Origin of the sequence: Melghirimyces algeriensis (assembly GCF_900182565.1) — a bacterium.
Taxonomy (GTDB): domain Bacteria; phylum Bacillota; class Bacilli; order Thermoactinomycetales; family DSM-45169; genus Melghirimyces; species Melghirimyces algeriensis.
In genome coordinates this window covers 315,414-337,892 of sequence record NZ_FXTI01000003.1, presented here as the reverse complement: position 1 = coordinate 337,892, position 22,479 = coordinate 315,414, and the positions used below count along the sequence as shown (strand labels likewise).

23 protein-coding genes and 1 pseudogene are annotated in these 22,479 nt (G+C 43.4%); 18 read left to right on the top strand and 6 right to left on the bottom strand.

Features of this window, described 5'->3' with window-relative positions; translation table 11 throughout:
* Positions 1 to 200 precede the first annotated feature (200 nt).
* Positions 201 to 515, top strand: a pseudogene (locus tag FN782_RS07095) (esterase/lipase family protein); the annotation flags it as partial.
* Between the two features lie 300 nt (positions 516 to 815).
* Here FN782_RS07095 and FN782_RS07090 read toward each other — a convergent pair.
* On the bottom strand, positions 816 to 995 hold the full coding sequence (locus tag FN782_RS07090; protein ID WP_185956108.1) for a hypothetical protein: 180 nt from the start codon (positions 993 to 995) through the stop codon (positions 816 to 818).
* Positions 996 to 1,150: 155 nt separating this feature from the next.
* Here FN782_RS07090 and FN782_RS07085 point away from each other — a divergent pair, with 155 nt between their 5' ends.
* The 12 genes from FN782_RS07085 to FN782_RS16755 all read left to right on the top strand — a co-directional run bounded on the left by FN782_RS07085 (position 1,151) and on the right by FN782_RS16755 (position 13,121).
* Positions 1,151 to 2,116 (top strand): site-specific integrase, encoded by a 966-nt coding sequence (locus FN782_RS07085; RefSeq protein ID WP_142505060.1) that lies wholly within the window; start codon positions 1,151 to 1,153, stop codon positions 2,114 to 2,116.
* A 141-nt stretch (positions 2,117 to 2,257) separates the two neighbouring features.
* On the top strand, positions 2,258 to 3,901 hold the full coding sequence (locus FN782_RS07080; RefSeq protein ID WP_246064879.1) for an alkaline phosphatase D family protein: 1,644 nt from the start codon (positions 2,258 to 2,260) through the stop codon (positions 3,899 to 3,901).
* Between the two features lie 205 nt (positions 3,902 to 4,106).
* Positions 4,107 to 6,134 carry a glycosyltransferase gene (locus FN782_RS07075; RefSeq protein WP_142505059.1) on the top strand — a complete coding sequence of 676 codons (2,028 nt, stop codon included), beginning with the start codon at positions 4,107 to 4,109 and terminating at the stop codon, positions 6,132 to 6,134.
* 724 nt (positions 6,135 to 6,858) lie between these two features.
* Complete coding sequence (locus FN782_RS07070; RefSeq protein ID WP_342778369.1) at positions 6,859 to 7,638, top strand: DeoR/GlpR family DNA-binding transcription regulator; 780 nt, start codon at positions 6,859 to 6,861, stop codon at positions 7,636 to 7,638.
* A 24-nt stretch (positions 7,639 to 7,662) separates the two neighbouring features.
* Complete coding sequence (lacA, locus tag FN782_RS07065; RefSeq protein ID WP_142505057.1) at positions 7,663 to 8,091, top strand: galactose-6-phosphate isomerase subunit LacA; 429 nt, start codon at positions 7,663 to 7,665, stop codon at positions 8,089 to 8,091.
* A 12-nt stretch (positions 8,092 to 8,103) separates the two neighbouring features.
* Positions 8,104 to 8,622, top strand: coding sequence for a galactose-6-phosphate isomerase subunit LacB (lacB, locus tag FN782_RS07060; RefSeq protein WP_142505056.1), 519 nt, complete (start codon positions 8,104 to 8,106; stop codon positions 8,620 to 8,622).
* Between the two features lie 18 nt (positions 8,623 to 8,640).
* Entirely contained in the window at positions 8,641 to 9,120 is a 480-nt protein-coding gene (locus tag FN782_RS07055; protein ID WP_185956107.1) for a PTS sugar transporter subunit IIA, read from the top strand.
* Positions 9,121 to 9,423, top strand: coding sequence for a PTS sugar transporter subunit IIB (locus tag FN782_RS07050; protein WP_142505054.1), 303 nt, complete (start codon positions 9,121 to 9,123; stop codon positions 9,421 to 9,423). It abuts the gene before it with no gap.
* Between the two features lie 23 nt (positions 9,424 to 9,446).
* Positions 9,447 to 10,862, top strand: coding sequence for a PTS galactitol transporter subunit IIC (locus FN782_RS07045; protein ID WP_246064877.1), 1,416 nt, complete (start codon positions 9,447 to 9,449; stop codon positions 10,860 to 10,862).
* A 108-nt stretch (positions 10,863 to 10,970) separates the two neighbouring features.
* The gene (locus FN782_RS07040) at positions 10,971 to 11,909 is read left to right on the top strand and encodes a hexose kinase (protein ID WP_246064876.1); all 939 of its coding nucleotides are present in this window, start codon (positions 10,971 to 10,973) and stop codon (positions 11,907 to 11,909) included.
* Between the two features lie 21 nt (positions 11,910 to 11,930).
* Complete coding sequence (locus FN782_RS07035) at positions 11,931 to 12,923, top strand: tagatose 1,6-diphosphate aldolase (protein WP_142505053.1); 993 nt, start codon at positions 11,931 to 11,933, stop codon at positions 12,921 to 12,923.
* A gap of 51 nt (positions 12,924 to 12,974) precedes the next feature.
* Positions 12,975 to 13,121, top strand: coding sequence for a hypothetical protein (locus tag FN782_RS16755; RefSeq protein WP_185956106.1), 147 nt, complete (start codon positions 12,975 to 12,977; stop codon positions 13,119 to 13,121).
* A 19-nt stretch (positions 13,122 to 13,140) separates the two neighbouring features.
* On the opposite strand, the gene FN782_RS07030 is transcribed toward FN782_RS16755, so the two are convergent.
* The 3 genes from FN782_RS07030 to FN782_RS07020 all read right to left on the bottom strand — a co-directional run bounded on the left by FN782_RS07030 (position 13,141) and on the right by FN782_RS07020 (position 15,288).
* Positions 13,141 to 14,358 (bottom strand): MFS transporter, encoded by a 1,218-nt coding sequence (locus tag FN782_RS07030; protein ID WP_142505052.1) that lies wholly within the window; start codon positions 14,356 to 14,358, stop codon positions 13,141 to 13,143.
* Positions 14,359 to 14,365: 7 nt separating this feature from the next.
* The gene (locus FN782_RS07025; protein ID WP_246064875.1) at positions 14,366 to 14,806 is read right to left on the bottom strand and encodes a MarR family winged helix-turn-helix transcriptional regulator; all 441 of its coding nucleotides are present in this window, start codon (positions 14,804 to 14,806) and stop codon (positions 14,366 to 14,368) included.
* A gap of 194 nt (positions 14,807 to 15,000) precedes the next feature.
* The gene (locus tag FN782_RS07020) at positions 15,001 to 15,288 is read right to left on the bottom strand and encodes a metallophosphoesterase family protein (RefSeq protein WP_142505050.1); all 288 of its coding nucleotides are present in this window, start codon (positions 15,286 to 15,288) and stop codon (positions 15,001 to 15,003) included.
* Positions 15,289 to 15,607: 319 nt separating this feature from the next.
* Between FN782_RS07020 and FN782_RS16750 the strand changes: the two genes are divergently transcribed.
* The 5 genes from FN782_RS16750 (at position 15,608) to FN782_RS06995 (ending at position 19,952) form a co-directional block, all read left to right on the top strand.
* Complete coding sequence (locus FN782_RS16750; RefSeq protein ID WP_185956104.1) at positions 15,608 to 15,775, top strand: hypothetical protein; 168 nt, start codon at positions 15,608 to 15,610, stop codon at positions 15,773 to 15,775.
* A gap of 188 nt (positions 15,776 to 15,963) precedes the next feature.
* The gene (locus FN782_RS07015) at positions 15,964 to 17,211 is read left to right on the top strand and encodes an MFS transporter (RefSeq protein WP_142505049.1); all 1,248 of its coding nucleotides are present in this window, start codon (positions 15,964 to 15,966) and stop codon (positions 17,209 to 17,211) included.
* Between the two features lie 121 nt (positions 17,212 to 17,332).
* Positions 17,333 to 17,707 carry a hypothetical protein gene (locus tag FN782_RS07010; protein WP_142505048.1) on the top strand — a complete coding sequence of 125 codons (375 nt, stop codon included), beginning with the start codon at positions 17,333 to 17,335 and terminating at the stop codon, positions 17,705 to 17,707.
* Positions 17,708 to 18,520: 813 nt separating this feature from the next.
* A complete protein-coding gene (locus FN782_RS07000; RefSeq protein WP_142505046.1) occupies positions 18,521 to 19,162 on the top strand; it encodes an ABC transporter ATP-binding protein in 642 nt (213 codons plus the stop codon).
* The gene (locus FN782_RS06995) at positions 19,155 to 19,952 is read left to right on the top strand and encodes an ABC transporter permease (RefSeq protein ID WP_142505045.1); all 798 of its coding nucleotides are present in this window, start codon (positions 19,155 to 19,157) and stop codon (positions 19,950 to 19,952) included. The genes FN782_RS07000 and FN782_RS06995 overlap by 8 nt, the downstream gene beginning before the upstream one ends.
* A 248-nt stretch (positions 19,953 to 20,200) precedes the next feature.
* Here the strand turns inward: FN782_RS06995 and eat are convergent, their stop codons facing one another.
* Complete coding sequence (gene eat / locus FN782_RS06990; protein ID WP_142505044.1) at positions 20,201 to 21,583, bottom strand: ethanolamine permease; 1,383 nt, start codon at positions 21,581 to 21,583, stop codon at positions 20,201 to 20,203.
* A gap of 118 nt (positions 21,584 to 21,701) precedes the next feature.
* Entirely contained in the window at positions 21,702 to 22,469 is a 768-nt protein-coding gene (locus FN782_RS06985; protein WP_142505043.1) for an SDR family NAD(P)-dependent oxidoreductase, read from the bottom strand.
* Positions 22,470 to 22,479: the final 10 nt, after the last annotated feature.

Here is a 22,479-nt window from a genome sequence, read left to right as displayed (position 1 = left end):
TTGAACCGTTCTCAAATTCATCACCTATTGCCAATTTTACAACGAATATTATATAGATTCAATATATCTAATTAAACAGATGCAAAAAAAGAGAGCAAAAGAGGGTCAGGCTTGCGAGAGGGGTAAAAAACACCCCTCCCTCGCCTGACGCTCGCTCTCATCCCCATAGCTAAAGCTAGGGGTTTTCTCGCTCGCAAAGATATAATGTAGACCAAGTGAATATTATCGCACACAGCATGGGGGGCTCAAACACTTTATATTATCTTACCAGACTTGACGGTGTTAAAAATGTCAACAAAGTGATTACCTTAGGAGGAGCGAACCGTTTGGGAGCAAGTTCCGTTCCGGATGGTGTGGATTTCACTTCAATCTATAGCAGTTCAGATTTAATCGTGGCTAATAGTTTGTCACGAATCGATGGAGCTAACAATATTCATATTCTAGGTGTGACGCACCTGGGTTTATTGACAGATCGCAGGGTCCAAAATCTTATTATTGAAAACTTAGCGAAGTGATCTGAGATATGAAAAGAGACAGTCAGAGATGCTTAATGCGCTACTGTCTCTTTTTGTTTAATGGAATGATGGCCTTGAAACAGGTTCGATCCGATCAAAGGTTCATTCAGCTGAATTTAGGAAATATTTTGTCATGATAAACCCTAAAAAGAGGGTATGAGATCACCCTCTTTTTGGGTAGCAGGAATGGTTTCTGTTGAGTGTTGTTTTATGGAAATTTCTAGGGTTTCAAATTTCGTTTTTAAGGGATGTTTAATTTCGCGGAAGGGTTATTGTACCTTTTTCATTTTTATTTTTTAGTTACTTATCGGATAAATATGGGGGCCGCTTTTTTTGATTTTGTATCATTTCTCGAATTGCGGATTGTTCTTGCTTTAAATCTAGAATCTCTTTTTGAATAGCATCCAATTTTTCCTCCAGAGGTTGGAGAGCTTCTTTTAACATTGATTGAAGCCTTGCTTGTTTATCGTTTTGTTCCATTATAGATCCCTCTCTTTCCTTGCTATTGTAAAGCTTTTGAAGGGAAAATGCTGTGATTTTTATCACACCGATTTCTTTTTTGCTATAATAAAATTCCCTTGGTTTCTTTTTCCACGTTATGTTTTAATGAAGAAAGGGAAGCGGAGAGGTGAAAGATGAGCGAATTGGTAGAAGTACAAAATCAGAGTATATCGACAGAGTTGCAAGAAGTGCTGGAAAAAGCGAAAGATTATACACAACACGCAAAGGCTGCGAATACCACAAAAAGTTACCGTGCAGATTGGCAGGATTTTACCTCTTGGTGTCAAGCGCGTTCATTGTCGGTCCTACCTGCTGATCCGCAAACGGTAGCCCTCTACTTGACCGATCTGGCGGATTCCCGGAAGACGTCAACCTTACAGCGCCGCTTGTCAGCAATCAGTCAAGCGCATCAAACAGCAGGATATGATTCGCCGACCAACAGTCATCTGGTTCGAACCGTATGGGCTGGAATTCGTCGAACAAAAGGTGTAAAGGAAGAAGGGAAGGATCCAATCTTGGTGGAGGATCTTCGTCAGATGGTGGAAATGCTTCCTGATACTTTAACGGGAAAGCGGGATCGGGCGCTTCTTTTGATCGGATTTTCCGGAGGGTTTCGGCGTTCAGAACTGGTTTCCATAAACCGTGAGGATATTCAAACCGTTCAACGAGGGATGGTCGTTAACCTTCGCCGTTCCAAAACGGACCAAGAGGGAAGAGGGGAAAAGGTGGGAATTCCTCGCGGATCTCGCCCGGAAACGTGTCCTCTTCGATCGTTGGAAGATTGGTTAACGACAGCTGGCATCACCGAAGGACCGATTTTTCGTCCCATTAATCGCTATGGCCAAGTGAGGAACCGTCGGTTAACGGATCGCTCTGTTGCTTTGATTGTTAAAAAAGCAGTGGAAAGCATTGGTCTTGATCCGAAGCGTTTCGCTGGTCACAGCCTACGTGCGGGAATCGCCACTTCTGCAGCTATGGCTGGGAAAGATGAGAGGGCCATTATGAAACAAACACGTCACAAATCCACCAACATGGTGCGAAGATATATCCGGGATGGTGAGCTCTTTAACGAAAATGCAGCGATGGGTCTCGGATTATAGATGATACAGGATTTCAAAGACGAATCTTTCAGTCCCCAGCGTGTTTCAGGTTGGGGACTTTTTTATTGCTTCAGTATTGTCTCCCTTGATTTCGTTCACACTACCTAAATAATCCAAACGGAAAAAAGGGAGGCTATTCTATTGAAAGATTCTCCAAGTCATCCCGCGTGGGAGAGACTCTTAAACACTGAGCTCAATCGGCGCGACTTTTTAAAGTCACTAGGAAAAGTTACTGCCTTAGCTTTGGGTTATACCATTTTGTATCCCATTTCCGGGATGCGCATCGATGCAGCCCCACGGTTTCCGTCTTATCCGTTTACATTGGGAGTCGCTTCTGGGGATCCGCTTCCTGACGGAATTGTACTATGGACCCGACTCGCCCCTGATCCGTTGAATGGGGGAGGAATGCCTCCGGAAAATCAATTGGTGCAATGGGAGGTTGCCTCAGATAGAGAGTTTCGTAACGTAGTACAACGGGGAGAGTCTGTTGCTAGACATGATCTGGGACATTCCGTTCATGTAGACGTCAGAAACTTGAAACCGGGGCGGGAATATTGGTATCGGTTTAAAGCGGGCTCGGAAATCAGTCCTGCGGGTCGTACGAAAACAGCTCCGCCATATGGAAGCCGTCTCTCGGAGCTGACTTTTGCATTTGCTTCCTGTCAACACTACGAACATGGATACTATACGGCATACCGTCGGATGGTAGAAGAAAATTTGGATTTTGTCATTCATTTGGGGGACTACATCTATGAACATGCTCCAAAACAGTATGTTGCCTCCAGCGGAAATGTCCGTACCCATCAAGGGGGTGAACCGAAAACACTAAATGAATACCGTAACCGTTATGCGCAATATCGGTCAGATGCCGATCTGAAGGAGGCGCATGCCACCTTTCCCTGGATTCCTGTTTGGGATGATCACGAGGTGGACAATAATTATGCAAATACAACGCCTGAGAAAGGGCAATCATCGTCGAAATTTATTCGCCGGCGGGCTGCTGCTTATCAAGCTTACTATGAACACATGCCTTTGCGTCAATCATCACTTCCTCATGGACCGGATATGAACCTTTATCGGCGATTTACCTTTGGAAATTTAGCAGAGTTTAATATGTTGGACACCCGGCAATATCGTCATAATCAGGTGTACGGAGATGGTTGGAGTCCGGCAGGGTGGAGCGCTGCTTCACCAGATCGTAGTATATTGGGGGATGAGCAAGAGAAATGGCTGTTTCAAGGCCTTCGTCAATCTGAAGCTCGATGGAACATTCTCGCTCAACAAGTCTTTTTTTCACAAAGAGTCCTGAAAAAGGGACCCAATCGGTTGCGGAATATGGATACATGGGATGGGTACAGCGCCTCCAGGGATCGAATATTAAAGTTCCTTTCGAAGGAGAAGATCTCCAATCCAGTTGTTCTCACCGGAGACGTTCATTCCAACTGGGCTTGTGACTTAAAGGCTGATTTTAACAACCCAAATTCGAAAACCATTGGGGTTGAACTTGTCGGGACTTCGATCACCTCAGAAGGAGATGGCAAGGACGGTACAAAAAATGATCAACGGTTTCTAGCTGAAAATCCTCATATTCACTTTGTAAATCACCAGCGCGGTTATGTACGTTGTCGCTTGACACCAGACGTTTGGAAAACAGACTTTCGAGTACTTCCCTATGTCAGTCGACCCGATGCGCCCATTTTTACTCGAGCCTCGTTTGTTATCGAGAATGGTCAACCAGGGCTTCATAGAACCGGTGAAGCCATGACATATCAAAAGAATGGTTAACGATATCATTGCAGTCATTTTTTCAAAAATGACTGCTTTTTTGCGGGAATTTCTCGGCCAATCTAAGGATTAGCAATATATTTTTTACCGCATTCTGCGATTTTTTCTGCTTCAATAAACAAGAAAACGAGATCTTGCAACGAATAACAAGATAGAGAGTATTTCCCTTGGATACATAAAAAGTCAAATTGAAAGAGGGAGCTGTATGAAATCGTTGGATGGGCAAATCTATTATCTAATCCATTCATTAAGTGTTGTTCGTGGTGGATTGACGAGGAATGTACTAAGGCGAGCGAGTTTGGTGGGCATGGAACTGCAACAAACCATTCATATTCTCACATTCAATTATAATCCGGAGTATGATTCGGTCAGAAAAGAGCTTTTGCAATCAGGGATCATCAACGAATACGTAACGATTAGTAATTTTTTTGAGTTCTTAGCACGTCGCAAAAAAATGATGGAAACAGATACCCAGGAGATTGAACACCCTGTGGAAGAAGAGGGTTTGGTAGCAGAGAAAATAGATGATGAGAATGAATACTGTTTATTTCAAGATGGGTGGCTGGTTAAGCATAAATCCTATGATCACAATCATAGGATAAAATTTATTGATTATTATAATGAGAATCAAAGTCGAACACACCGAGAATATTTTGATTTAAAAGGCCGTTTGAGACGAGCTGTTTATATGGATGATGTTTTAAATAAACCACGCCAGTCTTCCTTTTTTGATGAAAACGGACGGCTTTTTCTGTCCAACTGGTATCATCCTGAAACCGGAAAAAGCTATGAAGTATATTGGTTTGACAGTGAGCAGGATGACACCAAAGTATTTAACAGTGAAAAGGAGTTGAAGATTTATTGGCTGGAACAGATCGCCGAAAAATCGGAGAATCCTCTATTTCAATCTGAAATGTACAAAACCGATGTTTTACTCCTGGGAGTAAAACATCCAAAAGTAGCCAAGGTTAAAATGATGCACAGTAATCATTTGCGCAAACCATATACTTATGGAGCGCCTCTAATGAAAGAGCATAAAAAGATTCTTAAACAAGCCAGTCAATTTGATGGTATGGTTTTTATCACTGAACAGCAAAAAAAGGACATTGAAAGACAATTTGGTCCTCGGTCTATTTATCACTCTGTTCCCCATTATGCTCCAAAGATAGCTAGCATTTACCCCGTGATGAACAGAAAATTGCGAACCGCAGTTATAGTATCTCGATTTACTGCCAAAAAAAACTTGGATCATGCGATTCGAGCTTTTTCAAAAGTAGTGGATCACGTCCCTGATGCAATATTGGAGCTATGGGGGTTTGGTCCGGAGGAAGAAAACTTGCGTCAGCTAATCCAAAAATTAGGACTGGAATCCCACGTATTTATAAAAGGATTTGCTCATGATGCGATTGATGTATTCAAAAAGGCTGCGTTTTCAGTTTTACCGTCCAGCAGAGAAGGATTTGGGCTTGTCGTGGCAGAGAGTATGGCGGCAGGTACTCCGGTAATCAGTTATGATGTTAACTATGGCCCTCGCGAAATGATTATCAACAATCAAAACGGAATTTTGGTTCGTTATGGAGACGTGGATTTGTTAAGTGAATCGATGATTGAGCTGTTTACGGATCAAAAAAAATTGGAGGCCATGAGTAAAGAAGCCTGCAAGATTTCGACTCAATTAAGTGAGGAACGGTTTACGAAAAATTGGATCAATGTCTACAAAGCGGTATTCAAACAAAAGAACCGACGTGTACAATTAAATCCTCCTCAATGCAGATTGACCCGCATAGAATGGATTACAAGTGGGGTGCTTTCTCTGGAAGGGAAAATTCAGTTTGAGAAGGAACAAGAGAACATTGGAGAGGCATTAAATCTTCAGTTATATGTTCGTAGACGTGATCAATTAATGGATCGCTATGTTCCGATAAGCATTGAGCGAACCAGTTCGTCTACCTTTGAATTTCAATGCGATTTAGCTCTGCACGAATGGATTCAAAGAGGTATATGGGATCTGTATATCAGTTGTTCCGCTTATAATGATCATCATTTTATTCGACTTGCAGGAAAAGAAAGTAACATCCCCAGCTACCCGCGGGTGTTAAAGAATCCCATGGTTCTTGTAAATACCTATTATACGAAATATGGAAATATCAGCTTGGATATTGGTCTGCAAAAACTTGAAAACCAAGCGAAGAAGAACCTTCGATCATTTTTTCATAAACTAGCACCATCTTAGTCTTGTACGGATGAAGTAGCAAGGAACGAAAAACTGGTAGGCTTTTTCAACCCTGATAAGGTTACAAACTCCTTTGGATCCATAGGAGTCAAAAGTCTACTGTTTCTGAATCTATGAAGCTCTACCACTTTCGTGGAGAGCAGTTCACGTTGGTATCGGATCTTCGCTATCCAAGGTTATCATGAATCACTAAAGATGTAACAAGATGGATTTGGAACTTACTGAAAACGGAGGAAGCCAAAGAAGGCGTGAATTCTTTTCTCGAACGACAGCCCATTTTAAGGGGCGCTAGTGCAGAAACGGAGCGGAAAAAATTTGTGATATATCTCGTCTAGAGGTATTTGAGGCTGTCCTATAAGGTGATGTACATCACCTTATAGGACAGCCTTTTTTGTTTGATTGCCTTACCTAGGGCTAACGATTTTTTAAAGATCCACTATTCCAACGGGATTTTCATTTTACCGCATCAGTTGGACTGGTATGCAGGTTTGCTTTACCCCTGGTGACAGCATCCCCGGGGATTCCATTACTGGAGGCAGTTCCATGCAGACAGAAGTGAAAACGAGACAGCAAAAAAACATAAAGAAACATCAAAATCGCTATTTTTCACTAATTACCTCTATATGCAGAAAAATTTCCGCTAAAAATGTTTGAACGAACAGAAAAAAGACTTGATTAAAGCGTTTACATATTTTATTCTAACATTATATAAACAAATAAAAACATTATAGAACAATTAAGGAGGTGGGTTGCCCTGAAGGATGAACGTCAAAAACAGATCCTTCAACTCATCGATGAGAAGAATTTTTTGAAAGTATCGGAAGCTTCCAAGTTGATGAATGTCACACCCATGACGATCAGACGCGATCTGCTGGATTTGGAAAAGCAAGGGGTTATCGAGCGAATTCATGGTGGTGCGAAGAAGAAAACGAAGGAACGGTTTACGGAATTATCCCACAGCGAAAAACGGGAAATGAATATCGAAGCGAAACGGCATGTAGCTAAAAAAGCCGCAGAGCTAATCGAAGACGATGATACGGTCTTTATCGGTGCTGGGACGACCACGGAGTTAATCTATGATTATCTGCAAGCGACCCATGTAAAGGTTATCACCAATTCCCTATCCATCTTTGATCGCTTTAAGGGTGATCCGACCTACGATCTGATTTTGATCGGAGGCAAGCTCCGAGAACGAACGGGATCATTTATTGGCTATTTCACCCGCAAATTGATGCAGGAAATAAAAGTACAAAAGTCCTTTATCGGTACCAACGGGATCATGGATGGACGAATCACTACGGCAGACGAAGAGGAGAGTGTCGTTCAACAAATTATTTTGAACAACTCCCAAAACCGCTATATTGTAGCCGATCACAGCAAGTTCGGCGTGGAAGCATTTCAGGTGATCTGCAACGCTGACGAAGTCACGGCGATCATCACCGACAAAGAGCTGCCCGAAGAGTTTGAGGCGTTCTACCGATCACAATGCCAGATTATCAATTGAAAAAGCTTAGGGAGGATTGGGGAAATGAAACTGGCCATTGGCAGTGATACGAAGGGCTTTACATTAAAAGAACACTTGAAGCGGCATCTCAGCAACCTCGGACATGAGATTGTGGACGAAACCACTGGAAAAGATCTGGATTTCTTCGATGCGGCGACACAAGTGGTTAAGGTTGTAAAAGAAAAGAGGGCAGAGCGGGGAATTGTCATTGATGAATACGGTGTAGGCCCGTTTATGGTTGCCAATAAGTACAAATATATCGTCTGCGCCAATGCCTTTGATGAACACTCCGCGCAAATGACGATCAGACACAACAATGCCAATATGATCGCGATCGGCTCTGGTATCGTCGGACCCCGTTTAGCAGAGAAAATCTGCGAGGCCTTTCTAAACACCGATTATGATGGCGGTCGTCATCAAATCCGAGTCGATATGCTAAACAAAATGTGCTAGGAGGATTTTGAGATGAAAATTTCAATCGGTTGCGACCATATCGTGACAGAAATCAAGGACTACATCGCATCCTATTTAGAGAAAAAGGGGCATGAAGTGATTGATCATGGTACCTATGACAAGCAGCGCACCCATTATCCCATCTTCGGAAAAAGAGCGGGTGAAAAGGTGGCTTCCGGTGAAGCGGATTTAGGTGTTGTACTCTGTGGAACCGGTGTCGGGGTAACTGTAAGCGCCAACAAAGTCAAAGGGGTTCGCGCTGCCTTGGTAGGAGATATGGAAGCGGCCAGATATGCTAAAGAAAACCTCAATGCCAATGTGATTGCCGTGGGCGGTCGAATTGTGGGGATCGGCTTGATCGAAAATATCATCGACGTCTTTCTGGAAACGGAATACAAGCCGAGCAAAGAGAAGGAAGAGATCATCAAAAAGATCGATGCTCTCGTTACCAATGAAGAGCAAATGAATAATGATCATTATTTCGATGAGTTCCTGGAAAAATGGGATCGTGGTGAATATCCGAAGCAATAAACAGAAGAGGTGAATACCTTGGAAGCGCTACAATCACTTTTTACCAAAGAATTGATCTTCACAACCGATGATACCACGCAAAAGGAGGTGTTTACTAAAATCAGTAAAATTCTCCTGGAAAGGGGACTTGTCAATAAGGAGTTTACCGAGGCACTTATGGAACGGGAACGGCATTACCCGACAGGGATCGACTTGAGTCCTGTCGCAACGGGATTGCCGAATGCAGCCATCCCCCATACAGAAGCGGAGTTCTGCAATGGGAAGGTGATCGCGTTCGTCAAGCTAAAACATGAAATTCCCTTCAAAAATATGATCGCCCCGGATCAGGAAATTGATGTTAAATATTTATTCTTTATCATCAATCATGAAAAATCGAATCAATCGCAGGTTCTTTCTGACTTGATGGCGATTATGACCAATGAGGAAAGAATGAGAGCTTTGGAAACGTCAACCTCTAAAGACGAGATCTATCATGTCCTAAAAAAGGAGTGCTTTTAAATGATTAACATTTTGGCGGCTTGTGGAGCAGGAGTGAATTCCAGTCATCAAATCAAAACGGCGTTGGAAGAGGAGATGAAAAAGAGAGGCTACAGTGTCAAAGTGGATGCAGTGGTGATCAAGGATATCAATAAAGCGATGATGGAGCAATATGATATTTTCGCTCCGATCTCCAAGCCCAAACTCGGCTTCGACGTCCAGATCCCGATCGTGGAGGCAGGTCCCATTCTGTATCGCATCCCGGCGATGGCCGATCCTGTCTTTGATGAGTTAGAAGGAATTATCAAAAAATTAAATAAATAACGCTTTCCAAAAGGTGGGGAAGAATGATGGATGTAATTATACAGTTTGCCAACTCGCTGTTCAAACCTCTGGTCGATCTCGGTGCAGCCCCGCTCATGTTTATTCTGCTCAGCCTGCTTGCGATGTTGATGCGTGTCAAGCCAAGCAGCGCCATCGAAGGTGGATTGAAATTAGCGATCGCCTTGACAGGCATCGGCGCCGTCATCGATATTCTCACAGGGAATTTTGCGCCGGCGTTAAAGGATTTTGTCAAATCGACCGGAATTGAATTGTCAGTTACTGACGTCGGTTGGGCCCCTCTGGCAACGATCACCTGGGGTTCAGCCTACACGTTATTCTTCCTCTTCATTCTGGTCTTGATCAACATCGTCATGCTGATTTGGAACAAGACGAACACCTTAGACGTCGATATTTTCAACTTCTGGCACCTGTCGATCATCGGACTTCTGGTCATGCATTACTCGGACAATCTCCTGTTGGCCACCTTGCTCGTGATCATGTTAGGAGTTATGAAGTTTATCAACTCCGACCTCATGAAGCCCACATTTAATGACCTGTTGGACATGCCGGATACCAACCCGACGACAACCACGCATCTAAATTTCATGCTCAATCCCTTGATCATGGTATTTGATAAATTGTTTGACAAGCTGCTTCCATTCATCGATAAGTATGACTTTGACGCCGCCCAACTCAATGAAAAAATTGGCTTTTGGGGTAGCAAGTTCGCTATCGGGGTCTATCTCGGTGCGTTCGTTGGAATCCTTGGTCAACAATCGGTGCATACGACCTTTACACTAGCCTTTATCGGTGGTGTTTCGCTGGAATTGTTCTCCGTCGTCGGTACCTGGTTCATTTCGGCGGTTGAACCTCTATCTAAAGGGATCACCAATTTTTTGAGCGCAAAGATGAAGGGGAGACAATTCTTTATCGGGATTGACTGGCCCTTTGTTGCTGCCCGTCCGGAAATGTGGGCTGCGGCCAACGTCATCGCACCGATTATGCTCGGAATCGCTTTGATTTTACCCGGCAACAAGCTCCTCCCATTAGGTGGGATTATCGCGATCGGTTTGACGCCGGCTCTGTTAGTGGTTACGCGCGGTAAAATTTTGCGAATGATCATCATCGGGTCCATCATGGTTCCCGTTTTCCTCTGGTCCGGAACAGCGATCGCTCCCTTTGTGACAGAGACTGCCAAATCCGTCGGCGCCTTTCCGGCGGAAGTGAATCAAGACGTATTGATCAGTCACTCCACACTGGAAGGTCCGGTAGAAAAATTTCTAGCCATTTTAGTCGGGAAAATGGGGGAAAGCTTCTCCTTCGAATACATTATGATGACAATTGGCGCGTTGACAGCATATATTCTGCTGTTCGTCTGGTATGCCAAACAGATGCAGAAGAGGAACAAAGTGTATGAACAAAAAAGAGAAGCGGCCTAAGCATCGCTTCAAATCAAAATAAGCATATCAGCTCCTTTTACAAAATTATATTATAATATACGGTTCGATAAAAAGCAATTAAATTTAAATCGGAATTGCTAAGGTAAGGTGAAAAAATTGATTTTAACCATCACTTCCAACCCATCTGTTGATATCGGCTACCGTCTGGATTCATTCCAATTGGATGCTGGAAACCGAGTGGACGACGTATCTAAAACAGCAGGCGGAAAAGGTCTGAATGTGACCCGGGTTTTGCGCCAACTTGAAGAAGAGGTGGCGGCTACCGGTTTTTTGGGTGGAAGCTTGGGAATGTTCATCAGAAAAGAGATTTCCCAGCTGGGCGTGCACGATCATTTCATCACCATTAGCGGAGATACCCGGAACTGCATCGCGATCATTCATGGGGATGGTCGGCAGACGGAAATTTTGGAAAGCGGGCCGGTTATTTCAGAGGAAGAAGCTGCCTCGTTTCTCCGGCAATTTTCCGAAGATGCCCAGAGTGAAGACGTGAACTTGATCACGATTTCAGGCAGTCTTCCCAAAGGCTTGCCAGCAGATTTTTATACCCGATTAATTCAAATCGCCACCCAACACCAAAAACCCGTCTTGCTCGATACGAAAGGGGATCTGTTGGCTCTTGCGCTGGCGAGTAATCATAAACCTTACCTGATCAAACCCAATCAGGAAGAATTAACTGCTATGTCAGGGCAAAAAGACATTGATCCGGTAGAAGCATTACAATCACCCAACTTTGCGGGGATCCCCTGGATAGTCGCCACCATGGGAAGCGACGGAGCTGTCGTCAAACACCGGGAGGCATTATATCGAGTAACGATTCCCGAAGCGGAAACCAAAAATCCAGTTGGTTCCGGTGATTCCGTCATTGCAGGGTTCGCTGCCGGTTTATCCCGTGGCTTGTCCGAAGAGGAATTGATCCAATTCGCTCTTTCCATGGGCGTATTAAATGCAATCGAGGAGCAGACAGGAGCAGTGGATCTGAAAAAAATCGATTGGTGCATGTCCGAAATGGGTATCGAGCGCTTATAAACATGATTAGGAGGCAGATCGATGCGATTAACACCAGGTAAACGCCGGGGGTTGGAAGCCATTTCTGATGAGGATCATGTTGTATTGGCGACAGCCATGGATCAACGAGGTTCCTTGGGGAAAATGATTCAGACATATAACGAAAACATCTCCTATGGTGATGGACTGATCCGTTTTAAAATAGGGGTTAGTGAAGTGCTGGGGAATCAATCATCCTCTCTGCTCCTCGATCCAGAATACGGCTGGGAAGCGGCCGAGAGGTTAGATGAGAACATCGGACTCATCATGGCATACGAAAAAACGGGTTATGATGCCTCTGAAAAGGGACGCTTGCCCAACCTCGTTGACTATTATGCTGTTCAGGATCTCGTCAAAGCGGGTGCAGATGCCATTAAATTGCTGGTCTATTACGATACAGAAGAGGAAAAAAAGTATAATGACATCAAAAAGACGTTTATCAAACGGGTTGGGGACGAATGTCGACAAAATGATGTGTTATTTATTCTAGAGCCCGTATCGTACAGTGCCGCTGGCCTTGACTCCAAAGGTGTGGCATTTGCGAAGAGAAAGCCGGAAATCATTGAGTATTTCATGGAGGAATTCTCGAGAGAAGTCTATGGCATCGATCTATTAAAGGTGGAGGTTCCCGTAGCCATTTACAACATTGAAGGCTATCAGCAGTATGATTCGTACCAACCCGTATACAGCAGGGAAGAAGCAGCAACCTTTTACTACAATTGCTCGAAAAAGAGCCGTTTGCCTTTTATCTACCTGAGCGGCGGAGTGACCAATGAGCAATTTATTGAAACCCTATACTTTGCCAAAGAAGCTGGATCTAAATTTAATGGCTGTTTGAGCGGTCGAGCCATCTGGAAGGAGGGGATCTGCTCCTTTGCGGAAGAAGGCGACAACGCCTATTATAGATGGCTGAAAACAACCGGGGCCAATAACCTGCGAAAAGTCATCACCGCGATCAAAGAGGCAGCAACACCATGGGACGATATCGTAGAATAGCCCAGGCGTTGCCTGAGACTGCTTACAAAGTGAATAAGAGGGGGATTTCCGGTGGAGCATCCTTTTCCGACGACCCAATGGAACAGCTTTCGGTCAAAACCGTTTAGCGGACTCCTTCCACTTTGTCATGAAAGGCGCCATTCTGTATTGAATGGCGCCTTTTTTGTGATGATCGCGAGAGAAATGGCGATCAATTGATTGTTTAGATATCAAAACCTTATTCAACAGTTCGGAAATGTTTTCCCTTAACTGTGATGAGGATTGCTGACAGGAAGCCGATCAAACTCATTACAGTTATCAATGTATGAATCGATAATCCGGCTGTCATCAAAAACGAAACCAACGCAAATGCCAATGGATCAAATCCTGAGGATGCTAAAAAGACAATGCTCATCACCCGTCCTAACTTATCCGGATCTGTCTTCTCCTGTATCATCACATTCACAGGCAGATAGGTCAGAAATCCTCCTAAACCAATCAGGGTAGCCAATCCTATCAATAATGAAAAAGAGGATTCAATCTGGCCAAACAATGCGGATGCTATTATGGTAACCATTAAAAAAATCAGCACCCATTTACCACGCTTTTCCCGTAGTGTAATAAAAAACAATAATATGGTCGCAGATAAAGATCCAATGGCAAAACTGCTTTCCAATAAACTCAAATGAAATGCTGTTTTTCCCATTTCGCTGACGATAATCGGAAAGCTGATGAACATCGGTCCGAAAACAAATAGATTCACAATGACGATAACAAGTGATCCGGTTTTATGAACGGGGGATTTCCAAATGTATGAAATACCTTCCCTGAGCTCTTCAATCATTCCCTCCTTAATGTCTGTTTTCTCCGGCTTCTTATCGCCGATGAACGGTGGAATTACAAAAACCGCGGACAATAAAACGGACAATGCTGCCATGCTGAATGTCATTGAAAACGAAAACCACGTCAATAAAATACCTGCTATGAGGGGGCCGATCATAAAAAAGAATTCTGAACTTCCATTAATCAAAGCATTCGCGCTTTGCAACTGTTCCTTCTTAACCAAACTCGGTATTAACGATGTTAATGCCGGAAATAAAAAAGCATCCAAAGAGCCGAATAAAAATGTAATCACAAGCAATACTGTGAAGGTTAGCGCCTCATTTATATAAATGAATAATAAAACACCTAATAAAATCGCCTGACATAAGTTAGTAACAAACATAATTCGTGATTTCTGTATTTTATCGGCAATCAAACCACCAAAAACCATCAAAATGACCCTTGGAATGGCGGAAGCTGCCAACAACAACCCCAGATACTGAGCTAAGTGAAGTTCATCAGCGACGTACCAGGAAATCGTGATTTGAAACATTGAAAAACCCAATACAGCTGTACATTCTGCCAGCCATAAAAACATGAAAGGTCGATTCTTTATCAATGAGAAATGATTCATTTGCCACCTACTTCTTCTCGGTTTTTATTTTTTGGTTTAGGTTTTCTAAAGTTTGCAGCATATGCTTAAGATCCTGTAAATCTGCCTTGGAATAATACTTTTCGATCAACGTGTCGTCAATCTCGGATAATGTCAAGGCATAACGTTTTCCACTCTCACCAAGTTTAATATAGGATTCGCGGCGATTATCTGCATTCGTTTGGCGAACAACCATTCCCTGTTTTTCAAGCTTGTTCACAACTTGACTGACCGCACTGTAAGAGATATTAAAATGAACGGCAATCTCTTTTGCTGTTAAAGGTTCATGCCGAATAACAAAAAACATGATCCTCTCTTGTTGTGCTGTTAATCCAAATTGATCCAAAGGTTTAAGCTCATGGTGTATCAAAGCGTCAAAGTCTTCCAAAGCTTGATTTAACGCATTCACCACTTTTCGATAGTCTTCCAACTTAACGATCATCTCCATCAATGAAAGTATAGTTAAGTTAACTCAACTTAACTATACAGTGTGCCTGAATGGAATGTCAAGCAAATCACTATTAGGGGTAGAACCAGCAATGTTGCCGTGGGATCCAAAATAATTTACATATAAGAGAATACAGTCAAAGTGTTAATCCCTTATACTTGGGCGTACATGTCAATTCACGGTCCCTGAATGGGAGGCCTGCGAATATGGGCTGCAAACTCGCCGGCATAGGGTACTCCAGACCCTTCGATTCGTTTCGCGGTGCCCTGAATGTCGTAGTGGGTTTCCATGAAACTTACATCCGGCCCCAGGATAGCCCAACAAGATCCAACTGCACCGCTCGGTAATCCTACACTTCTGGGATTGATAATCCGGATGCCGTCGACTTGACGATAAAACTGGATATGCGTATATTCGCAGACGAGAATTTGTTGCCACATTCCTTTCAGAGGTAAAGGGGGCATCGCTCCCGTTTACCGCAAAGTAGATTTCATAAAAAGTAAAACCCTCAATTGAGGCCTTTTAAAAGGCACACCTTCCTTGAAAAACCAACCAATGATTAACCAAAAATTCTGAAATGAAAAAATGTTATTTATAATATTTGTAATAATGGATTAAAATTATCTTGTATATATAAAACTGGTAAGGAGTTTTGATATGGATAGAAATGATCGAATAGTACGAAAAAACGGTATTGACGGGCTTTAACGGGGATATTAGGAGAATAACGCTTAAACATAAGGATTAGTCATGGTTTAAACCTATTGAAAGGAGGTGAAAACTATGGCTCTTCTGGAAAAGGTCCATACTTCCTTGGAAGAATTGGAATCCTTGGTGGAAAAGACCGATGATCCCTTGGAGCGTGAAGGCCTGAAAGCGTTTATCGACTGTGTGACGCCTCATTTGGTGAAGACGCGACGGCTTCCTTCTTGGGGAAAATCGCTCAAATGATAGGCGTTGACATTACGAATGCCCCTTCAGTTGAGGAGGCCTTGGAAGCCCTGAAAAAGGATTTCTACATCGAAATTGAATAAAACGGACAATCTCTATTCAAGACTTTGACTAAATTTAACCGCAGTTAGGGCTCTCGCAAGAGGGCCTTAACTGCTTCAAAACAGATCATCAGGAGGCAGGCAATCATGACGAAAGTATATAAAAATAAAGCTTTTATGTTTATTCTATCCAGCCATTTTATACATAAGATTGGTGAAGCGCTTTATGATTTAGCGATTCCCTTGTTAATTCTATATGCAACTGGATCATCTGTTCTTATGGGGACAATGTATGCACTGGGTTTTATGGCAGAATTCTTGGTCGGTTTTTTTGGTGGAAGCATTATAGATAGTGTTAACCGTAAGAAATTACTAATTACCATCTCTTTGCTTCAGACTCTTTTCATTAGTATTTTACCCTTATCAGCCAATTTAGGATTCTTTAATGTGATCTTTATTTTTGTTGTGGCATTTATTTTGGACATGTGTATCGCTTTATACCGAATTGTAGACATATCTATTGTTCCCCAGCTGCTGGATAAAAAAGAACTTCCACAAGCAAATGGTTATATGCAAATGGCTATCTCATCAGCAGAAGCTGTAGGGCCCGCTATTTCTGGTCTTTTAATAGCAATAGCCGGATTATTCGGGTCCTTATGGATTAATGTTGGAACCTTTCTATTATTGTTGTCAACGTTGTCGCTCATTCGTTATCAAACCATAGAACAGAAAACAGGAGTATCTAATCCAAAACAGATCTGGTCATCAAGTGTAGAAGGACTTTTGTATACGTTGAAGAATAAATTATTTCGCACCATCCTGATTTGGAACTTATTTGTTAATTTTGGCTTGAGTGGTGCAGTATTAATGATCTTGTTTCATGTGAAAGAAGTAATTGGGTTAAGTAGTACAGAAATCGGACTGGTAATGACGATGTCAGCAATCGGTGGGATCATCAGTGGGCTTATCTTTTCTAGAATTCAGTCCATGTTCAATTCAGGTAGGTTGTTATTAGTCTCTTCGCTTGTTGTTTCCCTTGCCTTATTTTCATTTCCTTTTCAGATACATTGGTTTTTTGCTGGTACTTCAGTCTGTGTGCTCATGTTTAGTATCGGGATCAACTCCCGGCTGATTCATATGTTATTTCAATTAAATGTCCCTGATAATATGTTGGGACGTGTATTAAGTGCTTCTCGCCTAATTTCCACGATGTTAGCACCTTTAAGTGTAATGATTGCCGGATGGATTACCGAAGTATATCAATCGACTTATGTTTTTGCTGGTGGAGGAGTGATTATTGTCTTATCTACTTTGATAGCCTTTACTACAAAATTAAAATCAGCTAATTGGGGAATTAAACAATCATCCCTATCTCAGGAAACCTCTGCGCCGTGATTACATTCTCTCAAATGGCCGATATGAACCAAACCAGGCCTGTCGATTAGCCAAAATTAAGGATAAACAAAAAGAGCATCCTCTATCTACCAAAGTTTTACCCATAAGAAAGATGCTCTTCATGAATAAAACAGCATATGATTTCACACTCGATGATCTCCAAAACATCCTGAATGAAAACAAATATTGGGGATACAGCGCGAAAATTACGGTACGGGAGTTTCTAAAGTTTAGCGTTATCATGGCTACCGAGTGGCACAGTTACCGTGACAGTGAGAATCGGCTGGTAACCCGGTCAGATATGGTTCATGTCGATCACTCCACACTGGCCAAGAAAGCCACGCAGATTCCCTATGAGATTTTCAAGCAAGTGTTTCATCTTCTGATCCGGCGCTGCAACCGGCAAAAGGCATTACTGTGTATGACCGGGGCTATCTGGAGCTCGAACGGATGGACCAGTGGGAAGAGCAGGGACATTTGTTTGCTATCCGATTAAAGACAAATACAAAAAACGACGCAACAGAAGGGGGTAAAACGGCTAAAGGTCGATGGTTCCGACGTGACAGGGGATATGAGTGCCTTCCTTGGTTCTGCCAAGCAGACCACACATCGCTTTCGCGTGGTGACTTTTACCGATCAACGTGGCAAACCTATCCGTGTGGCGACAAATTGGTGGCAGGCCTCTCCCGAAATCATCGCTGCACTTTATAAGGAGCGGTGGCGGATCGTGCTGTTTTTTCCTTGCACACAATACGCATTTTTATTTTAAATATCTCAAAACCCTGATGAACTTGATCCAATGAAAAAAGTGGCAAAAGAAGCCCTAATAACGTTACAAAATCATTCTTTTGTAACGTTATTAGGGGGAGAGGATAAGAGCAGACGATTTTCATACTTTTATTTCTCGCTAATTAAAGTTAACTAAGCAAATGAGATGATATTCGTCGGTTTTTGATGATTCGTGAACATTTGTATTCATGTATATTTTTTCGCTTAAATAAAGCGGATTACGAAGACCTATTTTATGTTAATAATGTATATATTTATATCATCCCTCTATCGTGGTGTTGAATATAATGGAATAGTATTAATATTAATACGACAACTCTTTATTTCATTATTTTACCATTATTAATATTATCATATATATTTTGTTTAAATTGTTTTTTATCCCATTAACAATCTTTTCATTTGATATCTTCTATTTATTCATATTTCAACTTAAGTAATGCTTTTATGGTGTATCTTCCCATTCTTTTCATGGTATAATCGTACTCTGATACATGATCTGTTAAAGGAGTCATTCTCTTTGTTCACCTTAAGAAACGTAAAATATAAAAACATTCTAAGTATACCGAAGCTTGATATCCCCACAGCTCAAGCGACTTGTATCGTCGGAAAAAGCGGAAGCGGAAAATCGACACTGTTGAAACTGTTGAATCACTTGATCAGCTACGATCAGGGGAGCATCCAATTTAATGGGAAACCGATTGAAAGTTACGACTCGGTTGATCTGAGAAGACAGGTGGTTATGCTACCGCAAACACCGGCTCTTTTTGGTGAGACTGTAAAAGACAACCTGTTAATCGGGTTGCACTTTGCTGAAAAATCCCCGGTACCAGACAAACAATTGCAGAAAGCCTTGCATGCTGTCCATCTGGATAAAGATCTGGAAGAAAAAGCCGAACAGCTTTCCGGCGGTGAACAACAGCGGCTTGCATTGGGACGGATGTTGCTGATGGACGCACCCGTTTATTTATTGGATGAACCGACCTCGGCACTGGATGAGGAACTGGAAGAGGTTGTAATGCAAAGTTTTTTTGATGCGATGAAGGATAAACAAAAAACTATTGTAATCGTGACACATTCCAACCATCTAGCCCACCAATTTGCCGATCAGATCATTGACATCCGACCCTTTACGGTGACAGAGGAGTCATCATATGAGTGATAAGATGATTGATCTCACGTTTTGGCAATTAGTTGCCTCCTATATTTTTGTTTTGCTACTGCTCGTAATGGTAAAGCAGCGGAAAATTCCACGTGAAAAGGAAATTTTGATTGCTACCCTACGCATGACCCTCCAGTTAGTAATTGTCGGCTATATCTTGATGTATCTGTTCGCGCATCCCCATCCGTTATACACCATCCTTGTTGTAGCGTTGATGGAAGCGTTCGCCATTCATAACATCTATAAGCGAGTGAAGCTGGGGATCTCACGGGCCATCAAGAACGTGATTGCCCTGTCCATGATCATCGGTACATTGTGCAGCCTGCTATACTTTGACTTCATCGTCATTCACTTTTCACCGTGGTATGAACCACGTTACTTCATCCCGCTTGCCGGAATGATTATCGGAAACTCCATGACGGGAATCACACTCGGAGTCAGTACACTTGTCAAAGGGATGAAAACACAAAAACATACCGTGGAGGCGGCCTTGATGATGGGCGCTACCCCCAAGGCAGCCACAAAAGAAATAGTCAATCATGCCTTTGATTCGGCGATTCTTCCTACGATCAACTCAATGGTTGGTATGGGGATCGTTTTTTTACCGGGTATGATGACCGGTCAAATTCTTTCCGGTATCTCCCCGCTCGTAGCGATTGAATATCAGATTGCTGTCATGCTTGGAATCACTGGGGCTGTATCGTTAACAGTCATTTTGTTTGTACAGCTCGGATACAAAACCTTTTTTAACGAGCGCAGTCAACTCAATGATGAAAACACTGAAAAATGAATTTTATTCAAGGTCAGTAAGGAATTGGCGAATAAATGATTGATGGATAAGTGTTGAATAATCCCTTTACAGCGGATTTATGCCAATATATTTTTTGTGGCTCAAATAATTGATAGGAACGGGAAAACCCCAAACTTCCTAATCCCTTATTTGCAGGGGATTAGGAAGTTTGGGGTTAAGAAGATATCTTTGTCCATGCTGGTCCGTAGTCGATCAGTTCGCTTGTTTCATCTTCAACCCAGGCCTGTTTATTTATTAACGTTTCCCTCTTCCAGTACATCCATCAGACCGAATTCCTCGGATAACGGTCGCAGCCGGGAGTTTCCTTGCACTGCATAATAGACGGCTGCCAATCCAAAAAAGAGCAAGATCACAACGATGAGAGGAATGTTAAACCCTAGAAAAGGAAGGCTGGTAGTCAATACGCTATACTTCATCACACTGTACATGGCGATCAGGGCTAGGATTAGCGCGATCCCTGGAACCACCGGATAGGATACCTTAAAGGGTCGTTCCAGTTTCGGTTCTTTTTTGCGCAGGATAAACAGAGAGATCATGCTAAGGATGTACATAACCACTGCCCCGAAGACGGACAGAATGATCAGGGCGTTGGCAAAATCTGCCGAAGCGGCGCAAATAACTCCGATGGCTCCCGGTACGATCAGAGCCCAGTGTGGAACTTTTCGGCTGTTCAGCCGGGACAGAAAAGCTGGGAGATAGCCAGCACGGGACAGTGCAAAAGCTTGTCGGGAATAGCCGATGATAATCCCATGCAGGCTGGCGATCAATCCGGCTAAGCCGATGATAGCCACCAATGTAGGCAGGAAAGAGCTTTCTCCGTAAGCGTCAGCCAGCGCTTGGGGAAGCGGATAATCGGCGGGTTTCCCCTCTCCCCCTCCCAATCCGGCAGTAATGGTCAGAGTACCGACGGTGCAGAGCATCAAAGTGAGTATCCCAGTGATAAAGCCGATGGGGATATCCCGTTTCGGGTTTTCCACTTCCTCGGCAGCCATAGCCGCTCCCTCAAAGGCCAAGTAGAACCAGATAGCGAAGGGAATTGCCGCAAACACTCCGGTCCAGCCGCCAGCAAAGGCCTTCTCATTAACAATATTGGAGAGTTCAACATGCGGTGCCCCCGCTCCAAAGTAAATGGCCAACCCGATCAGGGCGAGAATCGTAGCCACCATTTCGATCAAAGCGGCCCCCTTTACCCCAACCAGGTTAATCAGGATAAAGAAGATGAAAATAGCCACGGTAGCGTAGATTGTCGGGATTGCCGGTAACAGGAAGTTGATGTAGGCTCCGGTAGCGACAGCGATTGCCGGTGGGGCGAAAACAAACTCAAACAGCACCGCCAATCCGGTCATGAAGCCCATAAACGGTCCCATCGCCCTGCGGGCGTAGGCGGAGGGCCCACCCGCATGAGGGATGGATGTAGACAACTCCGAATAACTGAAGATGAAGGTGGCATAAAAGACGGTAATGATCAAAGCTGCGACAGCTAGGCCTAGGGTACCACCCTGTTCAAAACCGTAGTTCCACCCGAAATACTGACCGGATATCACCATACCTACGCTGATCCCCCACAGATGGATCGGTTTGAGCGCTTTCTTTAAATGAGTATCAGCCATGAACATTCACCTCGCATTTTGAATGATCAGTGATTTTATTAAAATTTTCTAACAACAAGGGGTTCATGGCCCCGAACACAAACGAGAGTGTGGGGCCAACAATCCATGTGGTAAGGGATCAAAAATAATTACTGGTGATTCCCCCATCCACGTGGATGACTGAACCATTCGTCCAATCCGACTCGTCGGAAGCCAGATAGATAGCGCAGTTAACGATATCCTCCGGTTTGCCGAAACGGCCGCTGGGCTGTCGACCTAAGCGAACATCCCGTGCTTCTTTATCTGTCAACAACCACTCGGTCATCAACGGGGTCTCGATCGGTCCAGGGGCGATGGCGTTGGTTCGAACTCCTTGGGGACGAAACTGTATCGCTAAGGATTTGGTCAGGGAGACTACAGCTCCTTTAGAAGCGGTATAGGCATCCTGGGGCACACTACATCCCATGTAGGCGACAAAAGAGGCGATGTTAATGATTGATCCCCTCCCCTGCTTCAGCATTTCCGGGATGGCATATTTGCAAGTTAGCATCACCCCTTTCACGTTGACATTCAGCACGCGATCCCAGGCTGCCGTCTCTGTATTGATCACCGACTCGTCATCTTCCGGCATAATTCCGGCATTGTTGTAGAGCACATCGATTTTCCCAAAGGTTTGCACCGTCTCCTGAACGGCTGCCTTTACACTGGTCTCATCGGCGACGTTACAGTGGAAAAACTCCGCTTCCCCTCCCTTCGCCTTAATCTCTTCCGCCGCTTTTTTCCCCGCTTCCTCGCTGATTTCAAAGACGGCTACCTTGGCTCCTTCTTGAGCGAATTTCTGAGCGGCAACCAAGCCCATTCCGCCTCCAGCACCAGTGATGATGCTAACCTTATCTTTTAACCGCATGATTTTCTTC